The 25,277-nt window shown below is 73.5% G+C and carries 20 protein-coding genes; 12 read left to right on the top strand and 8 right to left on the bottom strand.

The features are described from left to right. Positions 1-43 precede the first annotated feature (43 nt). The 8 genes from ACZBH1_RS05345 to ACZBH1_RS05310 are packed head-to-tail and all read left to right on the top strand — an operon-like array spanning position 44 to position 10,998. Positions 44-1,015: an AAA family ATPase gene (locus ACZBH1_RS05345; RefSeq protein ID WP_336393849.1), complete on the top strand. Its 972-nt coding sequence runs from the start codon at positions 44-46 to the stop codon at positions 1,013-1,015. Then, the gene (locus ACZBH1_RS05340) at positions 1,015-2,277 is read left to right on the top strand and encodes a DUF58 domain-containing protein (RefSeq protein WP_463645737.1); all 1,263 of its coding nucleotides are present in this window, start codon (positions 1,015-1,017) and stop codon (positions 2,275-2,277) included. Before ACZBH1_RS05345 ends, ACZBH1_RS05340 begins: the two co-directional genes overlap by 1 nt. Continuing rightward, on the top strand, positions 2,274-4,835 hold the full coding sequence (locus ACZBH1_RS05335; RefSeq protein WP_463645736.1) for a transglutaminase-like domain-containing protein: 2,562 nt from the start codon (positions 2,274-2,276) through the stop codon (positions 4,833-4,835). The genes ACZBH1_RS05340 and ACZBH1_RS05335 overlap by 4 nt, the downstream gene beginning before the upstream one ends. Then, a complete protein-coding gene (locus tag ACZBH1_RS05330) occupies positions 4,832-6,247 on the top strand; it encodes an RDD family protein (RefSeq protein WP_463645735.1) in 1,416 nt (471 codons plus the stop codon). The genes ACZBH1_RS05335 and ACZBH1_RS05330 overlap by 4 nt, the downstream gene beginning before the upstream one ends. Continuing rightward, positions 6,244-7,098 (top strand): PP2C family protein-serine/threonine phosphatase, encoded by an 855-nt coding sequence (locus ACZBH1_RS05325; RefSeq protein ID WP_336393845.1) that lies wholly within the window; start codon positions 6,244-6,246, stop codon positions 7,096-7,098. Before ACZBH1_RS05330 ends, ACZBH1_RS05325 begins: the two co-directional genes overlap by 4 nt. Beyond that, the gene (locus tag ACZBH1_RS05320) at positions 7,098-8,588 is read left to right on the top strand and encodes an FHA domain-containing protein (RefSeq protein WP_463645734.1); all 1,491 of its coding nucleotides are present in this window, start codon (positions 7,098-7,100) and stop codon (positions 8,586-8,588) included. Before ACZBH1_RS05325 ends, ACZBH1_RS05320 begins: the two co-directional genes overlap by 1 nt. After that, complete coding sequence (locus ACZBH1_RS05315; protein ID WP_463645733.1) at positions 8,585-10,252, top strand: serine/threonine-protein kinase; 1,668 nt, start codon at positions 8,585-8,587, stop codon at positions 10,250-10,252. Before ACZBH1_RS05320 ends, ACZBH1_RS05315 begins: the two co-directional genes overlap by 4 nt. After that, a complete protein-coding gene (locus ACZBH1_RS05310; protein WP_336393842.1) occupies positions 10,249-10,998 on the top strand; it encodes a hypothetical protein in 750 nt (249 codons plus the stop codon). The genes ACZBH1_RS05315 and ACZBH1_RS05310 overlap by 4 nt, the downstream gene beginning before the upstream one ends. A 45-nt stretch (positions 10,999-11,043) precedes the next feature. On the opposite strand, the gene ACZBH1_RS05305 is transcribed toward ACZBH1_RS05310, so the two are convergent. Next, positions 11,044-11,535 (bottom strand): recombinase family protein, encoded by a 492-nt coding sequence (locus tag ACZBH1_RS05305; RefSeq protein WP_336393841.1) that lies wholly within the window; start codon positions 11,533-11,535, stop codon positions 11,044-11,046. A gap of 128 nt (positions 11,536-11,663) precedes the next feature. Beyond that, positions 11,664-12,698, bottom strand: a complete 1,035-nt coding sequence (locus tag ACZBH1_RS05300) for a malate dehydrogenase (protein WP_463645732.1) — start codon at positions 12,696-12,698, stop codon at positions 11,664-11,666. A 92-nt stretch (positions 12,699-12,790) separates the two neighbouring features. Here ACZBH1_RS05300 and ypfJ point away from each other — a divergent pair, with 92 nt between their 5' ends. From ypfJ to ACZBH1_RS05285, 3 genes are all read left to right on the top strand, one after another. Continuing rightward, complete coding sequence (ypfJ, locus tag ACZBH1_RS05295) at positions 12,791-13,657, top strand: KPN_02809 family neutral zinc metallopeptidase (RefSeq protein WP_452323886.1); 867 nt, start codon at positions 12,791-12,793, stop codon at positions 13,655-13,657. After that, positions 13,654-14,772 carry a prolyl aminopeptidase gene (gene pip, locus ACZBH1_RS05290; protein WP_463645731.1) on the top strand — a complete coding sequence of 373 codons (1,119 nt, stop codon included), beginning with the start codon at positions 13,654-13,656 and terminating at the stop codon, positions 14,770-14,772. The genes ypfJ and pip overlap by 4 nt, the downstream gene beginning before the upstream one ends. A 212-nt stretch (positions 14,773-14,984) precedes the next feature. After that, positions 14,985-16,571 (top strand): DEAD/DEAH box helicase, encoded by a 1,587-nt coding sequence (locus ACZBH1_RS05285; RefSeq protein WP_463645730.1) that lies wholly within the window; start codon positions 14,985-14,987, stop codon positions 16,569-16,571. 243 nt (positions 16,572-16,814) lie between these two features. Here the strand turns inward: ACZBH1_RS05285 and ACZBH1_RS05280 are convergent, their stop codons facing one another. From ACZBH1_RS05280 to ACZBH1_RS05255, 6 genes are all read right to left on the bottom strand, one after another. Further along, positions 16,815-18,431: a GMC family oxidoreductase gene (locus tag ACZBH1_RS05280; protein ID WP_463646659.1), complete on the bottom strand. Its 1,617-nt coding sequence runs from the start codon at positions 18,429-18,431 to the stop codon at positions 16,815-16,817. A gap of 71 nt (positions 18,432-18,502) precedes the next feature. Next, the gene (locus ACZBH1_RS05275; RefSeq protein WP_463645729.1) at positions 18,503-20,323 is read right to left on the bottom strand and encodes an aldehyde dehydrogenase family protein; all 1,821 of its coding nucleotides are present in this window, start codon (positions 20,321-20,323) and stop codon (positions 18,503-18,505) included. 163 nt (positions 20,324-20,486) lie between these two features. Beyond that, the gene (locus ACZBH1_RS05270) at positions 20,487-21,860 is read right to left on the bottom strand and encodes a kynureninase (RefSeq protein ID WP_463645728.1); all 1,374 of its coding nucleotides are present in this window, start codon (positions 21,858-21,860) and stop codon (positions 20,487-20,489) included. Continuing rightward, positions 21,847-22,827, bottom strand: coding sequence for a hypothetical protein (locus ACZBH1_RS05265; protein WP_463645727.1), 981 nt, complete (start codon positions 22,825-22,827; stop codon positions 21,847-21,849). Before ACZBH1_RS05265 ends, ACZBH1_RS05270 begins: the two co-directional genes overlap by 14 nt. Next, entirely contained in the window at positions 22,827-23,675 is an 849-nt protein-coding gene (gene kynA, locus ACZBH1_RS05260; RefSeq protein ID WP_463645726.1) for a tryptophan 2,3-dioxygenase, read from the bottom strand. Before kynA ends, ACZBH1_RS05265 begins: the two co-directional genes overlap by 1 nt. 56 nt (positions 23,676-23,731) lie before the next feature. Next, on the bottom strand, positions 23,732-23,989 hold the full coding sequence (locus ACZBH1_RS05255; protein WP_336393831.1) for a glutaredoxin family protein: 258 nt from the start codon (positions 23,987-23,989) through the stop codon (positions 23,732-23,734). Between the two features lie 125 nt (positions 23,990-24,114). Between ACZBH1_RS05255 and ACZBH1_RS05250 the strand changes: the two genes are divergently transcribed. Continuing rightward, positions 24,115-25,272 carry a glycosyltransferase gene (locus ACZBH1_RS05250; protein WP_336393830.1) on the top strand — a complete coding sequence of 386 codons (1,158 nt, stop codon included), beginning with the start codon at positions 24,115-24,117 and terminating at the stop codon, positions 25,270-25,272. Positions 25,273-25,277 lie beyond the last annotated feature (5 nt).

Here is a 25,277-nt window from a genome sequence, read left to right as displayed (position 1 = left end):
CATCCGCCATCACCACTTCACGCAACGAGAGAACGAGACGAACATGACGATGACCCCCGAACAGGCGGCCTGGTTCCAGGGCACCTTCTCACGCCTGGTCGACAACGTCGACCAGGCCCTGATGGGCAAGCGCGAGGTCGTGGGACTGGTGCTCTCGGCGATGCTCGCCGAGGGCCACGTGCTGCTCGAGGATGCCCCGGGCACCGGCAAGACGAGCCTTGCGAAGGCGCTGGCCGCCACCGTGCAGGGCACGAGCAGCCGCATCCAGTTCACGCCCGACCTGCTCCCCTCGGACGTGACGGGCGTCACGATCTACGACCAGGCCTCGCACCGCTTCGAGTTCCACCGTGGTCCGGTCTTCGCGTCGATCGTCCTCGCGGACGAGATCAACCGCGCGTCGCCGAAGACCCAGTCGGCGCTGCTGGAGGTCATGGAGGAGTCGCGGGTCACGGTCGACGGCGTCGCGCACGATGTGGGCCGCCCCTTCCTGGTCATCGCGACGCAGAACCCCATCGAGCAGGCGGGCACCTACAAGCTCCCCGAGGCGCAGCTCGACCGCTTCCTCGTGAAGACCTCGATCGGGTACCCCGACCTCGCGGTGGCCGAGCGCATCCTCGCCGGTGCGGCCGACCGCAACCCGTCGGCGCACCTGCCGGCGATCATCACCACGGGCGCCGTCGCCGACATGGCCGACCTCGCCGGCACGGTGCACGTCGACCCCGCCGTGCTCCGGTACACCGCGCAGCTCGCCGAGGCCACCCGCAACGACCCGGCCACGCGCCTGGGCGTCTCGGTGCGCGGCTCGCTGGCGATGATCCGCGTCGCCAAGGTGTACGCCGCGGCGCAGGGCCGCCACTTCGTGCTGCCCGATGACATCAAGGCGCTCGTGGCTCCGGTGTGGACCCACCGCATCGTGCTCGACCCCGAGGCCGAGTTCGCCGGCACGACGGCCGAGGCGGTCGTCGCGCGCGTGCTCGACGCCGTCGCCGCGCCGCAGGCGAGGTCCGCGGCCTGATGGCGACGGAGGCACTCGGGCAGGCGACGGCCGCGGAGGATCGGCGGGCGCAGTACGGCGAGCTGGCGCTCGCGGTGCTGCGGCCCGCCGGTGCGGCGCTCGGCCGCGTCTTCGGGGTCGTGCGCCCCGCCGCCTGGGTGCTGATCGCCGGCGCCGTCGCACTGTGGATCGCGGGGCAGGCGCTCGGATGGTGGGAGCTGACCGTGGCGGCCGTCGTGGTCGCCGCCGTGCTCGTGCTGTGCCTGCTGTTCCTCATCGGTCGCACCGCGTACGACGTGTCGCTCGACCTCAACCGCACGCGGGTCGTCGTCGGGGAGCGCGCTGTGGGGGCGCTGACGCTCGCCAACACGGGGTCCCGCGCGATCCTGCCGTCGCGCGTGCTGCTGCCCGTGGGCAACGGCCGTGGCGTGTTCGACGTCGACCGGCTCGCAGCCGGCCAGTCCGCCGAGGAGCTCTTCGCCATCCCCACCTCCCGCCGGGCGGTGGTGAAGGTCGGTCCGGTCAGCGTCGTGCGCGGCGATCCGCTCGGGCTGTTCGAGCGCGTGCACCGCCGCGACGAGCCCGTCGACCTCTTCGTCCATCCGCGGACCGTGCTCTTCGACGGCCAGTCGCTGGGTTTCCTCCGCGACCTCGAGGGGCTTCCCGCCACCGATCTCTCGCCCGACGACGTCTCGTTCCACGCCCTGCGCGAGTACCAGCCCGGCGACGATCTGCGCCACGTGCACTGGAAGTCGACGGCGCGCACCGGCCGCATGATGGTCCGCCAGTACGAGGAGACCCGTCGCTCGCACTTCGTCATCGGCCTGTCCACGAGCCCCGCCGACTACCGCGACGACGAGGAGTTCGAGCTCGCGATCTCGGCAGCCGGGTCGCTGGGCCTGCGTGCCCTCCGCGACTCCCACCGCGTCGAGGTGCGGGTGCAGGAGCGCGCGCTGCCGTCCGGAACGGGCAAGCAGTTCCTCGACTCGCTCTCGGCGCTGGAGAAGTCCAAGCCCCGGGCCGGCGGCATCGTCGAGCTCGCCGGGTCGGTCGCCGCGACGCTGCCGCTGGCGAGCGTCGTCGTGCTGGTATGCGGCAGCCGGGTCGACACCGGCGACCTGCGCACCGCGTGCAGTCGCCTGCCGTTCGGTGCGCGTGCGCTCGCCGTCGTGGCGGCCTCCGCCGCGGCATCGCCGACACTGCGCCGCATCGGCGATGCGGACGTCGTGACGCTCGGAGCGCTCGAGCAGCTGCCGAACGCGCTGCGGAAGGTGCTCGCATGACCGCCCCCGCGCCCCTGCGCCCCCGCCGCTCCCGCGCGGAGCGCCCGGAGCCGGTCGCCGCACCGGTCGCCGCGCCGGCGTCGCGAACCGCGCGGCCGGAGGCCGAGGCGCTCCCGGTGCGCCGCTGGGTGCTCGACCTCGGGGCGGTGCTCGCCCTCCTGCTGGTGCCGATCATCGGGTTCCAGCCGACCTTCGACAGTCCGCTGTACCTTGTGGCGGCGCTGGGCGGACTCGTCCTCGGCATGTCGCTGGCGGTGCTGGGCCGCGCCTTGCGGTGGGGCATCCTGCTCATCGCGGCCGCGACCGTCGTGGTGTACTTCCTGTTCGGCGGCGCCCTCGCCCTGCCGCACACCACCGTCGCCGGCGTCATCCCCACCCTGGAGACGATCCGCCTCCTCGGGCTCGGCACGTTCATGTCGTGGAAGCAGCTGCTGACCACGGTCGCACCCGTGGCGACCGACGGCGGACACCTCATCGTGCCGTTCCTCCTGGCGCTCGTCGCCGCAGTCCTGACGGCATCGCTGGCGCTGCGCCTGCGCAGCGCCGCGTGGGCGCTCATCCCGGCCGCCGCCTTCCTCGCGATCGAGATCGCGCTGGGCACCTCCGAGCCCATCGTGCCGGTCGTACAGGGCATCGTCTTCGGCCTGGTGGCCGTGGCGTGGCTCGCCGTGCGTCAGGCGTGGCAGCCCCAGACGGCGGCGATCTCGGTGGGCGAGGGCTCGGCAGCGCGCGGCGCCGGCGTCCGCCGGCTGCTGATGGGAGCGGCGGTGATCGCGATCGCCGCGCTCGTCGGCGTGGCCACCAGCGCTTTCGCCGCACCCTCCTCCCCCCGGTACGTGCTGCGCGACGTCGTGATCCCGCCGTTCGACATCCGCGAGTTCCCGAGTCCCCTGCAGTCGTTCCGCGCGTACGTGCGCGACCACCCCGACGAGGCGCTCTTCACCGCGCGCGGTCTGCCGGAAGGTGCGCGCGTGCGCCTGGCGACCATGGACGCCTACAACGGCACCGTCTACAACGTGTCCGACTCGGGCACCGGCACCTCCAGCGCGTTCACGCCTGCTCGCACGAACATGTCCGCCGACGCCGAGGGCACGCCGGCGACGGTCCACGTCGAGATCGGCGCGCTGGAGGGGGTGTGGATGCCGGAGGCCGGCGCCGTCCGCAGCGTCACGTTCGACGGCGACCGTGCCGACGACCTCCGCCGCACCGCGCACTACAACGAGTCGACCACGACCGGTGTGGTGACCGCCGGTCTGCAAGAGGGCGACGAGTACACCCTCCAGGCCGTCATTCCCGAGGTCCCGAGCGACGAGCAGCTGGGCGACCAGTCCTTCGCGCCGCTGAAGATGCCCAAGCAGGAGGGCGTGCCCGAGTCCCTCGCCGAGATCGCGGCGGAGGCCGTCGCAGAGGCCGAGACGCCCGTCGAGCAGGCCCGCGCACTTCAGCAGATGCTCTCGGAGGGCGGCTACTTCAGCCACGGCCTCGCGGGCCAGCCTCTCTCGCGGGCGGGCCACGGCGCCGAGCGCATCCAGACGCTCCTGGGATCGCAGCAGATGGTCGGCGACGATGAGCAGTATGCGACGGCGATGGCGCTGCTGGCCGGTCAGCTCGGCATCCCCGCGCGGGTCGTCATGGGCTTCTACCCCGCGGAGGACGAGGCGGCGGAGAGCTCCTTCACGGCCACCGGCGACACCCTGCACGCCTGGGTCGAGGTCGCGTTCGAGGACGCCGGCTGGGTGCCGTTCGATCCGACCCCGCCCGAGGATCAGGTCCCGAGCGATCAGACGACCAAGCCCAAGGCCGACCCCAAGCCGCAGGTGCTGCAGCCGCCGCCTCCGCCGCAGGAGCAGGTGGACCTGCCGCCCACCGTCGCCGACGACCGCGGGTCCGAGGACGAGAACGGGTTCGATGCGGCGCTGCTGTGGACCATCGTCACCATCGGCGTCGGCGTGCTCGGCATCCTCGCCGTGCTGCTCGCCCCGTTCATCGTCATCGGTGCGCTGAAGGCTGCCCGCCGCCGTCAGCGCCGCGAGGCCGCTCGCGCCGCGGACCGCATCTCGGGCGGCTGGGACGAGCTCGTCGACAGGGCGTCCGACTACGGCGCTCCGGTGCGCGCCGGATCGACCCGTCAAGAGGACGCGGGCGTGCTCACGGCGGCGCTGGCGGAGCCGCGCGTGGCGACGCTCGCCACGCGGGCCGATGCCCAGGTGTTCGGCCCGGTCGAGCCGACGCCCGATGACATCGAGGCGTTCTGGACGCAGGTCGACGAGATCGTCGGCGGCATGGGCAGCGGAAGATCGCTGTGGCAGCGCCTGCGGGCGCGGCTCAGCGTCCGCTCGCTCCTGGAGGGCACGCGGTTCGAGCTGCCTGCGCGGGTGCCGCGCACCGCGTCGCGTCCGCCGGAGGCGGCGGCATCCTCCGGGCCGGCGGCCGCGACGGCGGACGACCCGACGGCGACCGCCGCCGACAGGCCGTCGACGCGCGCATCCCGCCGCCGTGCCGACAAGTCGCGGGGTGCATCGGAGCACTCCGCCCGCCCCGCACAGGAGTCCGAATGACCGTGAGTCCGCCCGGCGACGCCCCCTCGGGCACCATCGGACGCCGCGTCGGGGCGTTCGCGATCGACATCGCCCTCGCGTATCTCGTCGCCGGCGTGATCGTCGGCATCGTGGCCGGTGTCACGGTCGCCCTCGCACGCGCCCTGCAGCCCGACGAGCTCGCGGCGGTCATGCTGTTCGCCTGGTCGGGCCTGGTTCTGCTGCTCCTCGGGTGGTGGCTGGTCTACTCCGGGATGCAGGGCGGGCACGGCTCCATCGGACAGCGTCTGCTCGGCCTGCGGCTGGCGGACGCGGGGTCGGGGGAGCCGATCGGCTTCTGGCGCGCCGTGTGGCGCAACATCGTCTTCGGGCTGGCCGCATCGATCGTCGTCGGCTACTTCACTCCGCTGTTCGACGCGTCTGCGCGCCGGCAGGGTTGGCACGACATGGCCTCCGGCGCGGTCGTCGTCGACGTGCGCGCAGCCCGCGCCGTCGGCTCGGCCGCCTCCCGCCGGCCGACCGGAGCGCCGGCGGCCGCCGGCATCCCGAGCCCCGTCCCGCCGGCACCCGCGCTGCCGATACCGGCGCCGGCGAGCCCACTGCTCGCGGACTGCACCGCGACGGCCTCGCCCGCCTGGCCGCCGGCGACCGCGTCCGCCACGCCGGGATGGCCGTCCGCGTCCGCCGTGCCGGGATGGCCGCCCGCCACCGCGTCCGCTGCGCCGGCGTGGCCGTCGGCGACCGCCGACCGCCCCGCGGCGCCCCCGCTGTCCACCGCCCATCAGCCGACCGGGCCGGTCGCCGATCTGTCGTGGCTGTTTCGCGGCGACGAGGCGGCGCCCGCGGAGCCGGCCACGCGTGCGGAGCCCGTCGACGCGTTCCCGAGCGTCACGACGCCGTTCCCCGCCGCGACGACCACAGAGCCGTTCGGCGCGGCCGTCCCACGCCGGCTCTCACCGGCGGTGACGACCGACGCGCGCCCCGCGCCGCAGCCGGCCATGGCGGCCGCGGGTACGACCATGCTGGCGTGGGCACCCGCCGACGACGTGGACGCCACCCGCGCGGCCGTGCCGCCGCCCGCGCAGCGCGCCGCCCTGTACGCCGATGCCCCCGTGATCGCGGTCCTCACGTGGGACGACGGCACGCGGATGGCCGTCTACGGCCGGACGCTGTACGGCCGCAACCCCGCGTCCGAGCAGGGCGCCGTCGCGATCGCGGTGCGCGACGAGACGCTGTCCCTGTCGAAGACGCATTTCGAGATCGGCGGCGACGTCGCAGGCGCGTGGATCGCCGACCGTCATTCGACGAACGGCACCACGCTCGTGCGCGACGGCAGCCGCATCCCGCTCGTGCCGGGCCTGCCCACGTCCCTCCGTGCGGGTGACAGCCTCGAGCTCGGCGATCGCCGCGTCACGGTGGGAGCAGGCCGATGACCGCCGCGGCGACCCCGATCACGCTGGCCTTCGGGGCGGCGACCGATCCCGGGCTGCGACGGCGGATCAACGAGGACTCGTACCTCGCCGCCGCCCCGCTGTTCCTCGTCGCCGACGGCATGGGCGGACACAACGCGGGCGAGATCGCCAGCGCGACGGTGATCCACGAGTTCGCCGCGCTCGTGGGCCGCGAGAGCCTCGCCATCGACGACGTCCACACCGCCGTGGCGACCGCTCGCCGCCGCGTCGCCGCGCTTCCGGCGGGCGGGGGCGCGGGCGCCGGCACCACGCTGGCCGGCGTGGTCGTCGCCGACGTCGACGGCGAGGGGTACTGGCTGGCGGTCAACCTGGGCGACTCGCGCACCTACCGCCTCAGCGACGGCCGGCTCGAGCAGGTGAGCGTGGACCACTCGGTCGTGCAGGAGCTCGTGGACAGCGGCGAGCTCGCCGCCGACGCCGCGCAGCGCGATGCGCGTCGCAACGTCATCACGCGCGCGATCGGCGCCGGCAGCGACGCCGATCCGGACTACTGGCTGATCCCCGCCGAAGACGGCGACCGTATCCTGGTCTGCTCCGACGGGCTCTCGGGCGAGCTCGAGAAGGACGCGATCCACGGCATCCTCCTCGCCGAGCCCGATCCGCAGGCGGCGGCCACGCGGCTCGTGCACGAGGCCATGGTGCGCGGCGGGCGCGACAACATCACGGCCATCGTCGTCGATGCGCTCTCGGTGCGCAGCCGCGCGAACCGGTCGGTCGAACACGATACGGTGCCGGTGAGCGCCCCCACCGCTCCCGTCGTCGACATCGACGGAGACACGCTGCCGCGCGCAGCGGTCACAGGAGGTCTCTGATGCCGACGCTGTACGCACCCGGCGCCACGCCGGTCGCCGTCACGACGCGCGGGTTCGCCGCGCTCGAAGCGGGCGCCTCGGCGGCGCTGCTCGGGCGGATCCGGTCGCTCCTCGCCGACGGGCGCGGCCTCGGCGGCGTCATCGAGGCGCTCACGGGCGCGTACGGCGCCTCGCTCACCGCCATCCCCGGCTTCGCCGTCGCGCTCGTGGAGGGCGAGAGCGTCCGCGTCGCCGTGCGCGGCGACTTCGCGTTCGAGGTGGCCGCGGGAGCGGCCGAGCGCGTGTCGGGCGCCGGTGTCACGACGTGGACCGAGCGCGTGATCCCCGCGGTCCAGCGCGTCACGCTCACCTCGTCCGAGCCGGATGCCGCGCCCGCCGAGTTCGAGATCGCCGACGGCATCGTTCTCGCCGGAACCATCGTCTGGGATGCCGCGCCCGTGCGCTCCGTCGCGGCCGCGGCCGCCGACGCGCCGGCCCCCGCCGACGCGCCGGCCCCCGCCGACGCGCCGGCCCCCACCGAGGCGCCGGCTCCCACCGCCGCGCCCGCTCCCGCCGACGAGCCTCGGCTTGCCGCCGACGTGCCCGCTCCCGCCCGCCCTGGCGAGCCCGAGGGCCAGGACGATCCGGCCGAGCCGAGCCCCGACGGCGAGGAGGAGCCCGCCGCGCCGGCTCCGGGCCCGCGGCGCGCCGCGCCCCCCGCTGTCGCGGCAGCGTCGGGCATGCTGATCGACTCGAGCTCCGTGCCGTCGGTGGCGGACGCCGAGACGCTGCTGCCCTTCGACTCCGCGCTGCACCCCGTCGCGGTGCCCCCCGGTGCACCGGACACCGCCGGCGCCCAGCCTGATGACTCGGACGACGCCGCGGGCTTCGACGCCGAGGTCGGCGCCACCGTGCTGCGACCCCTCGACGAGCAGGGTTCGCCCCGCGACGCCACCGCGGGCATACCCGGCGTCCCCGCGCCCGTGCCGGGCATCCCGGCCCCCGTCCCGGGCGTCCCTGCGACCGTGATCGGCGACCACGACGGCGCCACCATCTCCCTCGCCCAGGCGCGGGCGCTGCGCGCCGGTGCGTCCGAGGACGCGGCGGGCGCGGCATCCGCTCTCCCGGCCGATTCGGCCCCGGCGCCGCTGGCCCCGCCCCGTCCGCCCGCGCCCGGCCGCGTGCGGCTCTCGACCGGCCAGGTCGTCGCGCTCGACCGCACCGTCGTCATCGGCCGCCGTCCGCGCTCGACTCGCGTCAGCGGCACCGACCTGCCGCACCTCGTCGCCGTCGACAGCCCGCAGCAGGACATCTCCCGCAGCCACGTCGAGCTGCGGGTCGAGGGCGAGAGCATCGTCGCGACCGACCTGCGCACGACCAACGGCACGACGCTGCTGCGGTCCGGCGCCGATCCGGTGCGGCTGCACCCGGGCGAGGGGACCGTCGTCGTCCCGGGCGACGTGCTCGACCTCGGCGACGGCGTGACGGTCCACATCGAGGCGCCGTCGTGAGCGCCAAGCGCGCGCCCATGGCGCCGCCGGACCTCCCCGGCTTCACGTACGTCGACCTGCTCGGCTCCGGCGGCTTCGCCGACGTGTACCTGTACGAGCAGCAGCTGCCGAAGCGGCGCGTCGCGGTCAAGGTGCTGCTCACCGAGCGCATGTCCAGCGGGTCGGTCGAGGAGTTCACCGCCGAGGCAAACGTCATGGCGATGCTCTCGACCCACCCGGCGATCGTCACGATCTACCAGGCGGGCGTGGCCGGCGACGGCCGGCCGTACCTCGTCATGGAGTACTGCCCGCGGCCCAACCTCCAGGTGCGGTACCGGCGGGAGGCGTTCTCGATCGCGGAGTCGCTGCGGGTCGGGGTGCAGGTCGCGGCGGCGGTCGAGACCGCACACCGCGCGGGGGTGCTCCACCGCGACATCAAGCCGGCCAACATCCTGGTGACGGAGTACAACCGGCCGGCGCTGACCGACTTCGGCATCGCCTCGACGACGAGCGCCGCCGCCGAATCGGCGGGACTGTCCATCCCGTGGTCGCCGCCGGAGTCGTTCGCGGACGTACCCCGCAGCGATCCGCGTTCGGACGTCTGGGCGCTCGGGGCCACCGTGTACACCCTGCTCGCCGGCCGCTCGCCGTTCGAGCTGCCCGGTCAGCGCAACGGCGCCGCCGAGCTCATCCATCGCATCGAGTCCCAGCCGCTGCCCGCCCTCGGCCGCGCTGATGTACCGGCGTCGCTGCAGCGCGCGCTCGAGCGGGCGATGGCCAAGAACCCGGCCGATCGGCACGAGAGCGCGCTCGCCTTCGCCCGCGCTCTGCAGACCGTCCAGATCGAGCTGTCGCACTCGGTGACGCCGATCGACATACTCGACGACCAGCTTCCCGAAGACATCGAGGCCGACGAGGACGACGGACTGACGCGGGTGCGCGGCGTCGTCAGCATCAGCCCCGAGACCGCGCCCGCCGCGGGGGCGACCCGCCCCTCGGCGAAGACGGCGCCGAGCGCCGGATACGCCCCGGTGTTCGAACCGGCTGCGATCGACACCGAGACGGTGCTGCGCGCGACGCCCGCGGCGGCCATCGAGCAGACCGTCCGCCGCCGGAGCCCGGGGGAGGCGCTTCCCGACGAGACGATCCTGCGGGCACCGGCGGCACCGCCCGCGGCATCCGTCCCCGTGCCGGCGCCGACCGCGTTCGAGACCGTCGCCGCGCCGGAGGAGGTGACGGGCACGGATGCCGCGCCCCGGCGTCCGCGCACCGGGCTGTGGATCGGGCTCGGCGCCGTCGCCCTCGTCATCGTCGCGGTGATCGTGGCGGTCTCGCTTCCCGGCATGCTCTCCGGGACGGGCCCGTCCACGAGCGAGCCGACGGCCTCGTCGCGCCCGCAGGACCCGATCGCGGCGATCGTCCCGCCGGTCGAGCAGGTCACGGGCACGCCGGTCGAGGGCGGCGTGAGATTCACGTGGACCAACGCCGATCCGCAGGACGGCGACTTCTACATCGTCGAGATCGTCGACCTCGCCGACAGCACGCCCGTCGTCGAGACGGTCGAGACCGCTGAGATCACCGTGCCCGCCGCCGCATCGGCTCAGACCTGCGTCGACGTCACGCTCGTCCGCGCCAACGGCACGCAGCAGCAGGATCCCGAGAAGACCAGGGGGTGCACGCCATGACCGTCGCGGAAGCCGACGCGCTCACCGTCGAGTTCGCCGGCGAGGAGTTCTCGGTCGAGCCCGACACGGTGTTCACGGTGGGCCGCGAGGGCGACCTCGCCATCGACGACAACCTCTTCCTGCATCGCAACTTCCTCACGATCCAGAACGTCGACGGCCTGTGGCTGCTGTCGAACGTCGGATCGCGGCTGTCGGCCACCGTCACCGACTCCGGTGGGCGGGTGCAGGCCTGGCTCGCACCCGGTGCGCGCCTCCCGCTCGTCTTCGCCGCGACATCCGTCATCTTCAGCGCCGGTCCGACGACGTACGAGCTCACGATCCACGCGTCGGAGCCGACGTTCCGCGAGTCGCAGCCCCCGGCCGACGACGAGGGCCTCAGCACCATCGGCGAGGTGCCGCTCACCCACAGTCAGCGCGTCATGATCCTGGCTCTCGCCGAGCCGGTGCTGCGACGCGACGGGACGGGCATGAGCGAGCTGCCCACCTCGGCGCAGGCAGCCGAGCGCCTGGGCTGGACGCTGACCCGCTTCAACCGCAAGCTCGACAACGTGTGCGACAAGCTCGACAAGATCGGCGTGCCCGGCATGCGCGGCGGGGTGCGCTCCTACGCCACCAACCGCCGGGTGCGCCTCGTCGAGCACGCGATCGCCGCGCGCCTCGTCACCCGCGACGACCTCCCGCTGCTCGACATCGAGCGCGAGGACTCGCGCAACGGCGTGAGCGGGAACGCGGACGACGACGCCTGATCCGCCCGCCCGGCGATCCCGCAAGCGGCGCGCCGCAGCGTCGGCTCAGCGCCCCGCGTCGTAGAGGTGGCGTCCGCCATGGCTGACGACCTTGACCACCACGCCGCGGCGGTGGAGCTCGGCGACCGTGCGGGTCTCCTCGTCGATGTCGCGGCCGAGCGCGTGCACGTTGGCGACGACGAGCACGTCGCCCCGCACGAGCGTGCCGAAGAGGCGCACCAGCCGCTCCTCCCACGACTCGAGGGTCTCGGGGGCCGGGTGGCGGAAGCCCTCGATCGGCACACCGAAACGCGTGAGATCGTTGCGCTGCTCGACGACGGAGGGCATGTCGTCGCGGGAGATCACCAGGCCCACCAGGCGCGAGCCGGCGGGCTGGGCCAGCCACCAGTTGCGGTCCTGCTGCAGCTCGGTGAAGCACTTCGGGCACTCGGCGGCGGGGTGGGGGAGGTGCAGCGGCGCGGTGTCGGCGCCGACGGACTGCGCGGTCGCGGCGGCGTGCGTGCGCGCGGCATCCGGCGTCTTCGTCGTGTCGGTCATGGGGGCCCCTTCGCTCGCCCCATTGTCTCACCCGGCGGCGTCAGTCCTGGTCCCCGAGCCGCAGCTCGAAGCTGAGCCGATCCGCGTCGAGCTCGGCCAGCGCGTGCCGCAGCGACTGCCGCCGGGCGTCAGAGTGCGCCGAGCTCCCGCACCGCGTCGCGCTCGGCGACCAGTTCGTCGACGGATGCCGCGAGCCGGCCCCGTGCGCGCTCGTCGAGGTCGAGCCCCTCCACCACCTCGTAGCCGTCCCCCCGCGAGGTCACCGGGAACGAGCACACGATCCCCTCCGGCACGCCGTACTCGCCGCGGGAGACCACGGCCGCCGACGTCCAGCCCCCGCGCGTCCCCTGCTGCTCATCGCGCACGTGGTCGATCGCGGCGTTGGCGGCGGACGCGACCGACGACGAGCCGCGGACCTCGATGATCTCCGCGCCGCGCTTGGCGACGCGCGGGATGAAGACCTCGTCGAGCCACGACGTCGCCGCGTCGCGGCCGCCGAGGCGCTCGGCGAGCACCTCGAGGAGCGGCGTCCGTCCTCCCGATCCCTCCGCCGGCGGCACGGTCGCGTGCGAGACGTCGGGGAACTGCGTCGCCGAGTGGTTGCCCCAGATGGCGACGTCCTCGATCTCGCCGGCCCCGATCCGGAGCGTCTCGGCGAGCTGACCCACGGCCCGGTTGTGGTCGAGGCGGGTGAGCGCGCTGAAGCGCTCCACGGGCACGTCCGGGCCGGCGGATGCCGCCGCGATGAGCGCGTTGGTGTTCGCGGGGTTGCCCACCACGACGACCCGGACGTCGTCGTCGGCGACCGCGCCGATCGCCGCCCCCTGGGGGCCGAAGATGCCGGCGTTCGCCGCGAGGAGGTCCCCGCGCTCCATGCCGGCCGAACGGGGCCGGGCGCCCACGAGCATCGCGATGTGCGTGCCGTCGAACGCGGTGAGGGGATCGTCGGCGATGTCGACCTCGCGCAGCAGCGGGAACGCGCAGTCCTGCAGTTCGAGCGCCGCACCCTCGGCCGAGCGCATCCCCTGCGGGATCTCGAGCAGGCGCAGGCGGATCGGCACGTCGGGGCCGAGCATGTCGCCCGCGGCGATGCGGAACATGAGGGCGTAGCCGATCTGTCCGCCGCCGCCGGTGATGGTCACGGTCCTGGGCGTGTTCGTCATGGCTCGAGCCTATGCCCGCGGCATTTTACCCTTTCGCGGGGATACGGGGAGGCTCCTCGGCGGGAGGCGTGCATCGGGGTACCGTGACTGCCATGACGTTCAATGAGAACGCCAACGTCGGGGGGAACCGGGCGAGGCGTCGGGGAGCCGGGGCGGCGGTCGCCGGCGGCGGCATCGCGGGTATCGGCGCGATCGCGGTGCTGCTGTTCCAGCTGTTCACCGGGCAGGACCTGTCGGGCCTCGTGCCCGCACCGCAGACGGGGTCGGGCACCGAGTCCGAGATCCAGCAGTGCGAGACCGGGGCCGACGCCAACCGCGACGACGCCTGCCGTCTCGCAGCGGGCAGCGTCGTGCTCGACGAGTACTGGGAGACGCAGGTGCAGGGCTATCGGGCGCCCCAGCTCGTCATCGTCGACGGGCAGACCGGCACGCAGTGCGGCACGGCCTCCAACCAGACCGGACCGTTCTACTGCCCGCCCGAGGAGACCGTCTACATCGACCCGACCTTCTTCGGCCTGCTGCGCCAGCAGTTCGACGCCTCCGCGGGCGACCTCGCCCAGCTGTACGTGCTCGCGCACGAGTACGGGCATCACGTCCAGTACATCACCGGCGTCATGGAGCAGCACCCGAACAACGGCACGGGCCCCGACAGCAACGGCGTGCGCACCGAGCTGCAGGCCGACTGCTTCGCCGGGGCCTGGGTCGGCGACATGACCGAGCTGGAGGACGACAACGGGGTGCCGTATCTGAAGGCGCCGACGCAGCAGCAGATCGCCGACGCGATCAACGCCGCGGGGACGGTGGGCGACGACCACATCCAGCAGGAAACCGGCGGCACGGTGAACCCCGAGAGCTGGACCCACGGGTCCAGCGAGCAGCGGCAGCGGTGGTTCGAGACGGGCTACCAGAGCGGTCCGTCCGCCTGCGACACCTTCGGCGTCGCCGGGGGAAGTCTGTGAACGAGCACCTCGACGAGATCCTCTACCCCGCCATCGAGCCCTACGACACCGGCACCCTGATCGCCGGCGAGGGGAACCGCATCTACTACGAGCAGTGCGGCAACCCCGACGGCAAGCCCGTGGTGTTCCTGCACGGCGGCCCGGGGGCCGGGGCATCCGCGTGGCACCGTCGCTTCTTCGACCCGGAGCGCTACCGCATCATCCTCATCGACCAGCGCGGCTGCGGCCGGTCGACTCCGCATGCGAGCGACCCGCACGCCGACCTGCGGCACAACACGACGTGGCACCTCGTGGCCGACATCGAGCTGCTGCGCCGCAACCTCGGCATCGCCAAGTGGCAGGTCTTCGGCGGCTCGTGGGGCAGCGCGCTGGCTCTCGCCTACACCCAGGCGCACCCGCGCGCGGTCAGCGAGATCGTGCTGCGCGGCATCTTCACGCTGCGCCGCCACGAGCTGGAGTGGTTCTACGAGGGTGGCGCCGCGTCGATCGTCCCGGATCTGTGGGAGGACTTCGTCGCCCCCATCCCGATCCTCGAGCGGTCGCAGATGATGCAGGCTTATCACCGCCGCCTCACCGACCCGGACCCCGAGGTGCACGTGCCCGCCGCGATCGCCTGGTCGCGCTGGGAGGCCGCGAACCTCACCCTTCTTCCCGATCCCGCACTGATCGAGTCGATGACCGAGCCTCGCGCGGCCGTCGCGTTCGCACGCATCGAGAACCACTACTTCCTCCACGGCGGCTGGTTCGACGAGGGCCAGCTCATCGCCGGCGTCGAGCGCATCCGGCACATCCCCGCCGTGATCGTGCAGGGCCGGTACGACCTGTGCACGCCCGCGATGACGGCGTGGGACCTTCACCGCGCGTGGCCCGAGGCCGAGTTCACGATGGTTCCGGATGCCGCGCACGCGGCGTCCGAGCCCGGCATCGCCGCCGCCCTGCGCGCCGCCACCGACCGGTTCGCCGCGGACGCGCACGACGCGCACGGCGCCGTCGAGGGCGATGATCCGCGCGACGAGCATGACGACGCCGCGGTCGAGGACGAGGTCGCGGGCGAGGCATCCGTCGCCCCCGGCATCGACACGACGGAACCCGCGCGCGAGTCCGGCGCCGCATAGCCCTGCCTCCGGGCGGCGGGCAACGCTCAGGTGCGCACTGGTAGGGTGGGTAGCCTTGCAGCGCTCCGATGCGCTTCTCGCGTCGTAGAACGCTTCCTTTCCGCCGCCGCGCCCCGCGCGATGCCGGTGATGACATTCGTACGGCGACCCGTGGGCGAGATCCGCCCCCGGCCACCGACAGGGCACCACTGTGCCCGGAGATGTAACCATCCATGACTGAAACCTCCTTCGGCGCGCTCGGCGTGCCGCAGCCCCTCGTCGACGCGCTGGCCGCCGACGGCAAGACCACCGCGTTCCCGATCCAGGTCGACACGCTCCCCGACACCCTCTCCGGCCGCGACGTGCTCGGCCGCGGCAAGACCGGCTCGGGCAAGACCCTGGCCTTCTCGATCCCCATGGCCGCGCGCCTGGGCGGCAAGCTCGCCGGCGGCAACCGCCGCAAGGGCCGCCCGCTCGGCCTCGTGCTCGCGCCGACGCGCGAGCTCGCGACCCAGATCGACGCGGTCCTCGCCCCGCTCGCCAAGGCGTACGGCCTCACGACCACCACGATCTTCGGCGGCGTGAACCAGAACCGCCAGGTGAACGCCCTCAACGCCGGCGTCGACATCGTCGTGGCGTGCCCTGGTCGCCTCGAGGACCTCATGAAGCAGGGCTTCGTGCGCCTCGACGCGGTCGAGATGACCGTCATCGACGAGGCGGACCACATGGCCGACCTCGGCTTCCTGCCGGGCGTCACGCGCATCCTGAACGCCACGCCGGCCGGCGGCCAGCGGCTGCTGTTCAGCGCGACCCTCGACAACGGGGTCGACAAGCTCGTGAACCGCTTCCTGCAGAACGAGGTGCTGCACTCCGTCGACGAGGCGCACTCGCCCGTCGCCGCGATGACGCACCACGTCTTCACGCTGGCCGACGCCGACGCCAAGAAGGACGTCGTCAAGGCGCTCGCCTCCGGCACCGGCCGGCGCATCCTGTTCATGCGCACCAAGCACCAGGCCAAGAAGCTCGCGAAGCAGCTGACCGGCGAGGGCATCCCCGCCGTCGACCTGCACGGCAACCTGTCGCAGGCCGCCCGCGACCGCAACCTCGCGGCGTTCTCGGCGGGCAGCGTCAAGGTGCTCGTCGCGACGGACGTCGCCGCCCGCGGCGTGCACGTCGACGACGTCGAGCTCGTCATCCACGTCGACCCCCCGACCGAGCACAAGGCGTACCTGCACCGCTCCGGCCGCACCGCCCGCGCCGGTGCCGAGGGCGCCGTCGTCACCCTCGTGCTCCCCGAGCAGCGGCGCGACGTGTCGCAGCTGCTGCGCAAGGCCGCGATCTCGGTCGAGCCCGTCGCCGTGACGGCCTCCTCGCCCGAGGTCGTCGAGCTCGTCGGCCAGGTCGCACCGTACGTCAAGCCCGTTCCGGTCGCCGAGACCCCGCGCGGCACCAGCCAGGGTGCGAACGCGCAGCGCAAGCGCGCGGCTCGTGACGCACGCGACACGGATGCCGGCACCCGCTCGGGCGGCTCGGGTTCGGGTGGCTCGGGTTCGGGCGGCGGTCGTCGTCGCCGCGGCTCCGGCCAGGGCGCTCCCGCCGCCGCGGGTCAGCGCACCGGCGCGCCGCGCCGCGATGCCGCCACGGCACGCGACAAGGCCGCGCACCAGCGCCACGACCAGAGCGCCGGTCACACCCGGTCGGCTCAGCCCGCCGGCAACCCGCGCACGCCCGGCCGCCGCGCCTCCTCGGCCGGCACCGGCAAGCTCATGGTCGGCTCGGTCGTCCGCCCCAACGGCACCAACCGCCGCGGCGGCCGCTGACCCGCAGCCAGAACCCCTCGCCCCTGATGGGGCGGGGGGTTCTGTCGTCCCCCGCGCTTCCCCGCGCTTCCGTCGGCGGGGTCGTCGCGCCCTCGGCATCCCAGGGTGAACACCACATCCGCGACGAGACACCGCGATGCAGCGTGGTGTCTCGCCGCGGATGCGGTGTTTCGGGTAAAACGAACGGGCGCGGGGGCCGCAGGGTGGCGGGGCCGCGGCGCGGGTCGCAGGGCGGGGGACGGGTCAGCGGCGGCCGCGCAGCAGGTCGGCGGCGACCTCGCCGATGACGATCGCGGGGGCGTTGGTGTGGCCGCGGATGACGGTGGGCATGACGGATGCGTCGGCCACACGCAGGCCCGTGACCCCGCGGACGCGGAGCTCGGGGTCGACGACGGAGGCGGCATCCGTCCCCATCCGCGCCGTCCCGACCGGGTGGTAGAGCGTATGGGAGTAGCGGCGGAGCGACAGCTCGGCGCGCTCGGCGGCGGTCATGCGCTCGCCTCCCTCGGGCTGCACCCAGCCGCCCGTCGTGACGGCGCGCAGCGCGTCGGTGTCGAGGAGCCGCTCGCACTCCGCCAGGCCCGCGAGCATCGTGGCCTCGTCGAGGCCGTCCGGATCCGACAGGTACGCGGGGTCGATGAGCGGCTTGTCGGCGGGATCGCCCGACGCGAGGCGGATCGTCCCGCGGCTGCGCGGACGCAGCAGGATCGCGCCGACGGTGATGCCGTGGCCGGGTGAGGGCACGAGCCCCTCGCCGATGTAGGGGACCGCCGCGAAGATGAGCTCGATGTCGGGCAGCCCCTCGGGAGTGCCGGACCGCTCGGCGACCTCCGTCCGCACGAACCCGTACGCTTCGGCGACGTTGGAGGTCAGCATCCCTCGCCGCCGCGTGACGTACTTCACCAGCTCGGCGACGCGATCGGCGTCGTGCAGCGTGCCGGCGTCGACGGCGGGGGCGAGGCCGGCCACGAGGTGGTCCTGCAGATTCGCGCCGACGCCCGGCGCGTCGACGACGACGCCGATCCCGTGCTCGGCGAGGTGATCGGCCGGCCCGATCCCGCTCAGCATCAGCAGCTGCGGCGTGTTGATCGCGCCGGCGCACAGCACGACCTCGCGCCGCGCCCGCACGTGACGCGTCACGCCGCCGATGTCGAGGTACACGCCGCTCGCGCGCCGCTCGTCGCCGGCACCACGGGTGCCGAACGTGACGCGGCGCACCAGCGCACCGGTCAGCACCCGCAGGTTGCGGCGCGCGGCGGCCGGCCGCAGGTACGCGTCGGCGGTCGACGCGCGTGCACCGCGGCGCTGGGTCACCATCGTCTGCGAGAAGCCCTGACCGGCGGGCAGGTTGGGAGGAGTGAGCGGATGCCCCGCCTCCGCGGCCGCCGCCAGGAACGCCGCCGTGTGGGGTCGCGGGTCGCGCTGGGGCTCGACGGGCTGTGCGCCGTCGGTGCCCTGCGACGGATCGGCCGGGTCGGTCGTGCGCTCGACGCGCCGGAAGTAGGGGACCAGCGCGTCCCACGACCAGGCTGGGCCGGCGGCATCCGCCCATTCGTCGTAGTCCGCCGCGAACCCGCGGATCCACATGAGCGCGTTGAGCGACGACGAGCCGCCGAGCGTCTTGCCGCGCGGCCAGTAGACGGTGCGGCCGTCGAGCCCGGGCTGCGGCACGGTGTCGTAGCTCCAGTCGTACGGGCCGCGGAACAGTCGCGAGAACGCCGCCGGCACGTGCAGCTCGATCGCCCTGTCGGGCCCACCGGCCTCGAGCAGCAGCACCGAGACCGACGGATCCTCGCTCAGCCGTGCGGCCAGGGCGGCACCGGCGGAACCGGCACCGACGACGACGTAGTCCGCTTCCAGCCCGTCGCGGCCGAAGGCGCCGACGTCCCACCGCCGGGCTGCCCGCCGGCGCGGGGTGGCCACCGCCCCGGTCACGCCCGCATGGCCTTCGCGAGCGTCCTCACGAGCCCGCGGACCCGGCCGTCGATCAGGTAGCGCGTGAGGCCGGCGCTGACCTCGGCGCCGGTGCGCGAGCTCACGAACCACGGCGGCGTGGGCAGCACCGTGCGCCGGGCCAGGCGCACCCGCCGCAGGGTGTCGCCCATCGATCGGGGGAAGGGACGGAACGGACCGCGGCCGATCGAGCGCTCCACCCGGTCCAGCAGCAGCGCGTTGTGCACGATCCCGATTCCGCTCGAGACGTCGGCGAGCGTGGCGCCCGGGAACCCGCCCCACGTGAGACGCGCGGTGAGGAAGTTGAACGCCGTCCACGTGTTGATCGCGATGTCGCCGTAGCGGAGGTCGGCGATGGCGCGCTCGAAACCGTCCCCGAGGGCCTCCTCGGTCGCGGGGTCAATGAGCACGTTGGCGCCGAGGGTCCCGGTCAGCTTCTCGTTGGCGTGGGCGACCGCGGCGTCGAGGAACTCCTGCCCGGTTCCTCTCACCTCCACGACCCCGAGGATGGGCGCGAAGTACTCGACGGTCTCGATCGCGGTGGCATCGGCGTGCGGCCCGACCTCGACGAGGGCGCGGGTGCCGTCCGCGCTCCACACCGCGTCGGGATAGTCGGATGCCGCGGCCGCGAGCCGCTCGTCGCTGCGGGGATACCACACCGGGCGCACGGGGGCGGCGGTGTAGGCGGCGTGGAGCTCGCGCAGGAACTCCTCTCGCTGGGGCCAGTCCGCGCTCAGGATCACCACCTGCCCGGCGATGCAGTTGTGGCCGGCGTTGACCAGGCGCATCGTCGCGACGTGCTGGGCCTGGTATCTCAGGTCGGCGGCCGACCAGCGTCCGGGCACCACGATGATGGGCGACACCCCGCCGAGCTCCGCCGTGATCGGCACGGTGAGCGACGGTTCGCCCTTCTGCGCCGCCGCCGTCGTCCCGGCACCGGCGTCCGAGTCGCTCGCCGGGCGTGCCGGATCGCCCCACACGATCGCGTCGAACGTGCCGGCGGATCCGGTGATGTGCACGTGCGCGATGCCCGGGTGCGACGTCAGGTAGGCGCCGGTCGCGGCGCCGCCGCGCACGATGCGCAGGAAGCCGGGCTCGATGAGCGGCGCGAGGGCCTGCTCGAAGACCGGCAGGAGGGTGTCCTGGGTGGGATTGAGCTTCAGCAGCGCGACGCGGTTGGCGGCGACGAGCTCGTACAGCACGTCGGCGGCCGGGATCGAGGCCACATTCCCGGCGCCGAGGACGAGCCCGACGCCCGCAGGCTCGGTGGGCGTCAGCTGGGCGAGTCCCGCCTCGCGCCGGGCGTCGGCGGCCGTCACCCCCGGTTGGAACCACACCTCGCCGGTGAAGCCGGACAGGAGGAGACGCTCGGTGCCGTTGAGCGGGAAGGTGTGCGCGCGGAGGCGCCCTCCCGGAGCCGTGTCGAGCCTCACGCCGTCGAGCGGGTTCCCGCCCTTCGACAGTGTCTGCAGCGTCTCGCGCAGGGCGTCGAGGAGGCTGATGATCGCGTACGGCCCGCCGAGCCATTCCTCCGCGGACAGCGGATGCCCCGGCTCCAGGCCCTTCGAGGTCGTGGCGATGTCGGCCCAGTCCTCGGCGGCCGCTCCGACGGCGTCGCGCACGCGGCCGAGCAGTCGTGCCCGCTGGTCGAGGGTGAGCGCGGCCCACACGCGCGAGCCGTCCTCCAGACGGGCGATCGCCTCGTCGAGGGCGGCGCGCTCGGCGGCGGGGAGCGCCGCCGGCGTCGCACCCGGGGCGTCACCCGTCGTCTCCGCCTCGGCGGGGGCGCTGCCGGCCATGTGCTCTCCTTCGACGCAGAGGGTGACGGCGCGCGGGGGCGTCCGTCTCGGGCATCCTACGTCACGTCGACCCAGCGACAGGACGCAGTCTCACCCTGCCTGGCACGCGGTCTCGCCGCTGCCTCCGCGTGCCGGGAGACGGCGGCGGGCCCCGCGCGCCGGGTCAGGCCTCGGCCCGGACGGCGGCCTCGACGGCTCGCAGACCCGCGAGCGTCTCGGCGAACGAGGTCGACAGCGGCGACAGGCCGACGCGCAGGCCGCCGGGGTCGCGGTAGTCGGGGATGACGTCCTCGGTCCACAGCCGGGCGGTCACCGCGCGCATCCGCGGGTGCGACAGCGTCACGTGCCCGCCGCGGAGGTTCGGGTCGCGAGGAGACGCGATCTGGACGCCGAGCGGAGAGAGCAGCTCGTCGGCGGCGCGCACGGCGAACTCGGTCAGCGCGACCGACTTCGACCGGACAGCCTCGATCCCCACCTCCTCGATGAGGGCCAGGGTGTCCTGCATCGCCAGCATGCCGACGATCGGCGGCGTGCCCGACAGGAATCGCCGCATGCCCGCGGCCGGCCGGTACTGCGGTCCCATGGCGAACACGTCGGCGGTGCCCATCCAGCCGTGGATCGGCTGGGCGAGGCGATCCTGCAGCCGCGTCGCCACGTAGGCGAACGCCGGCGAGCCGGGACCGCCGTTGAGGTACTTGTACGTGCAGCCGACCGCGACGTCGAATCCCCAGGCGTCCGCCTCGACGGGGACGGAGCCGGCCGAGTGGCACAGGTCCCACACGATGAGCGCGCCGGCGTCATGGGCGATGCGGGTGAGAGCCGGGGCATCCGCCAGATGTCCCGAGCGGTACGCGACGTGCGAGAGAAGCACGACCGCCGTCTCGGGCCCGACCGCCGCCCGCAGGGCCTCGGCCGTCACGCCCGACGCGAGGTCGACCTCGATCCAGCGCACCCGGCCGCCGCGCTCGGCGGCGATGCCCTCGACGAGGTACCGGTCGGTGGGGAAGTTGTCGCGGTCGACGACGATCTCGACTCTGCCGGGGTCGGCCGCCACCGCGGCGTCGAACGCCGCGCGCAGGAGCTTGTACAGCATCACGGTGGTCGAGTCGCCGATGACGGTCTGCCCCGGGGCCGCGCCGATCGCGGCGCGCCCGACGGCGTCGCCGATCTCGAAGGGGAGGTGCATCCAGGACTCGTCCCACCCTCGGATGAGCCGGCCGCCCCATTCGTCGCGCGTGAACGCCGCGAGCCGGTCGACGGTCGCCCGCAGCGGCCGGCCGAGCGAATTGCCGTCGAAGTAGACCAGCGACGACTCGGCTCCGACGAACCCTTCGCGGTGCGTCCGCAGGGGATCGGCCGCGTCGAGGGCCGCGGCATCCGTTTCGAGGTCCGCCGCCGCGCCGGTCCCGGTCCGACCGGGGGTTCGGGGCGCGTCCCGCACGTTCGGGGCGTGCGGCACGCGCCCCGAACGTCCGTCGTGCGCCCCGAACCCGGAAGAGGCCGGGTCCGACGATGCGGCGGGATCAGTGGTCGTCATGGACGAGCTCCTCGGTGGGGACGACGGTCGCGCCGCGCAGCCACTCGGCGACCTCGTCGAGCTGGCCGGGCGGCGGACCCGGGACGAACGTGCGGACGCCCGACGGCGGCTCGGCGAACGGCCACGGGTCGGACATCGCGCGGATCAGCGCCGCTCCGCGCACACCGGCCCGGTCCAGCGCCGAGACCTCCTCGGCGTTCACCCCCAGCGGCTGCTCCCCGTTGCCGAGGTCCGTGCCATAGAGCACGCGTCCGCCGGCCGCGGCGAAGCCCGCCAGATTCACCCGCGCGAACTCCGCCGCCTCGGCGTCGTCCCGGTGGATCGCCAGCGTCGAGATCCACACGTGCCCGGCCGCGGCGGCGTGTGCGACGAAGGCGCGCCCGACGTACTCGCTGAACGGCGTGTGGGCGAAGCCGCTCACTCCGGCATCGAACGCGAGGCGCGGCATCCCCTCGCCCTCGGCGTGCGCGATCACGGGGAGCCCGCGCTCGCGGGCCACCTCGACGACGGCGGACAGCGTCGCCGGATCGAACACGGGCCCTGCAGCGCTGTTGAGCGACGCCTTGATGACGGATGCCCCGAACGAGGCCTGCTCGTCGACCGCGGTGGCGGCGCTCCCGGGAACGCCGGGGTGGGTGGAGGGATCGCTGACCTCGCGGGCGATCTCGGCCGGCGCCCAGGACCGGCCGACGGGGTAGCCGCCGGGGGCGGTCAGGAACGCGCCGGCGTATGCCACGCGGGGAATGCTGTGGTTCTCGCGGCGGGCGAGGGCCACCGGATCGCCGCCGAGGTCCACGACGCCCGCGATCCCGCCCGCCGCGAGGCGGGTCTCGTCGATGAGGTGCAGGTGCACGTGGTGATCGGTGAACGGGGGCAGCGAGACGCCGTGCTCTCCGGTGATCGCCCGGTGGCAGAGGCCTGCCTCGTCGCCGAGGAGGGCGCGGAGCGCATGAGGATCGTGGTTCATCACAGCTCCGTCCGCACCGCGTACAGCTCGGGGAAGAAGGTGAGGTCGAGCGCGCGCTGCAGGAACGGCACACCGCTGGAGCCGCCGGTCCCGGTCTTCAGGCCGATGATCCGCTCGACGGTCTTGAGGTGGCGGAACCGCCAGAGCTGGAAGTTGTCCTCGAGGTCGACCAGCTCCTCGCACGTCTCGTACGCCGCCCAGTGCGCGCCGGGGTCGCGGTAGATGTCCACGAAGACCGGCACGAGCTCGGGCGAGTAGGTCCAGGCGGTGGTCACGTCGCGGTCGAGGAGCGCGGCGGGGACGGGGTAGCCCGAGCGGGCCAGGAGCCGCAGGAACTCGTCGTAGAGGCTCGGCGCCTCCAGCGCCGCCTTCACGAGCGCGTGGGCGCCGGGGTCGGACTCGAAGACCCGCAGCATGCCGGCGTTCTTGTTGCCGAGCGTGAACTCCACCGCGCGGTACTGCGCCGACTGGAAGCCGCTCGCGTTGCCCAGCACGCCCCGGAACTGGCCGTACTCGGCGGGTGTGAGCGTCGCAAGCACCGACCACTGCTCGGTGAGGGTCTTCTGGATGTGCTTCACCCGGGCGATGCACTTGAGCGCGGGGGCGAGCTGATCCTCGCGCAGCAGCCGGCAGGCGGCGCCGAGCTCGTGCAGCACGAGCTTCAGCCACAGCTCGGTGGTCTGGTGCTGCACGATGAACAGCAGCTCATCGTGGTGCTCGGGGTCGCTGAGGGGACGTTGCGCCGACAGCAGCGTGGCGAGTTCGAGGTACCCGCCGTAGCTCATGCGGTCCTGGAAGTCGGTGACCACCGACCCCTCGATCGCCCGGGTGTTGCGTTCGACGCTCACGGCCTCAGCCTAATGAGGAGCGGCGTCGCGCCGTCAGGCCCGTGCGTCGATCCGTGTCAGATGAGGGACAGCTCGCGGAGCTTCGCCTCGACGTCGGAGTTGGACGGCTCGACGTGGTGCGAGGCGTCGGGGTAGACCACGACGGGGATGTTGGTGCGGCCGGAGATGTCACGCGCGACGTCGGCGGCGGACGGGTCGGCGACGAGGTCGACGTACGTGTACGAGACGCCCAGCTCGTCGAGCTGCTTCTTCGTGCGGACGCAGTCGCGGCACCAGTCCGCGCCGAACATGGTGATGGTCGTGGGGGAGGTCATCGTTCCATTCTCCCCCGGGAATCCTGGGTGGGCGCCGCATGCGGGGGCCGGCCCAGCCGCGGTTGCGGCATCCATCTCGCAGAACGTTCACGCCTGATTAGCGGCACGTGGGAGGATATGCGGCAATGCAGCTGTCGATCATCGTCCCGACGTACAACGAGGCTCCGAACGTCACGGAGCTCGTGCGTCGCATCGCGGCCGCGATCGGCGAGGTGCCCGGCGGCGTCGAAGCCGAGATCCTCTTCGTGGACGACAGCACGGATGCCACGCCCGACGTGATCCGCACGGTGGCGGCATCCGCTCCCGTGCCGGTCAGGCTCATCCATCGAGACAGGCCCACCGGCGGTCTCGGCGGTGCCGTGATCCAGGGGCTCGCCGAGGCGGCGGCCGACGCGTGCCTCGTCATAGACGGCGATCTGCAGCATCCGCCCGAGAAGATCCCCGAGATGTGGGAGCGCTTCTCGCACGGCGACGTCGACGTCGTCATCGCGTCGCGGTACGCAGGGGGCGGCACCGCCCACGGCCTCGCCGACCGCACGCGCGTACTGGTCTCCAAGGCCTCGACCGCCCTCACGCGCGCGATGTTCCCCGTCCGCCTGCGCGAGGTCAGCGATCCCATGACCGGCTTCTTCCTGATCGACCGGCGAAGCGTCGATCAGGCGCTGCTGCGACCGCGCGGCTTCAAGATCCTGCTCGAGATCCTCGCGCGGCGTCCGATGCGCATCGCGGAGGTGCCGTTCGACTTCGCCGACCGCCATGCCGGCGAGTCCAAGGCGTCCATCCGGCAGGGCGTGCACTTCCTCACCCAGCTCACCGCGCTGCGCTTCGGCAAGATGTCGCTCTTCGCCGTCATCGGCGGGCTGGGGGCTGTCGCCAACGTGGCGATCGTGTGGGCGCTCACCGGACTCGGGGTCGACTACATCATCGCGGCGATCGTCGCCGCCGAAGTGACGATCATCGGGAACTTCCTGCTGCTCGAGCGCTTCGTCTTCCATGACATGCGCGACCAGGCGTCGGGCGGCTGGGTGCGCTTCGCGAAGTCGTTCACCTTCAACAACGCCGAGGCGCTCATCCGCATCCCGATCATCGCGCTGATGGTCGAGTCGTGGCATTTCTCCGCCGTGGTGGCCACGGCCATCACGCTCGTGGTGGCGTTCTTCGTGCGGTTCGTGTTCCACTCGCTGGTCGTCTACGCGCCCCGCAGGCCCGGAGTCGCGCCCAGCCCTGCGCGGCGCTTCGTCGACGAGCTGGACGCGCAGGCCACGGCGCCCGGCGAGCTCTAGCAGCG

Source organism: Microbacterium sp. ZXT2-5 (assembly GCF_055329545.1).
Note: the sequence above shows the minus strand (reverse complement) of the source record. Positions and strands in the feature narration are given on the sequence as shown.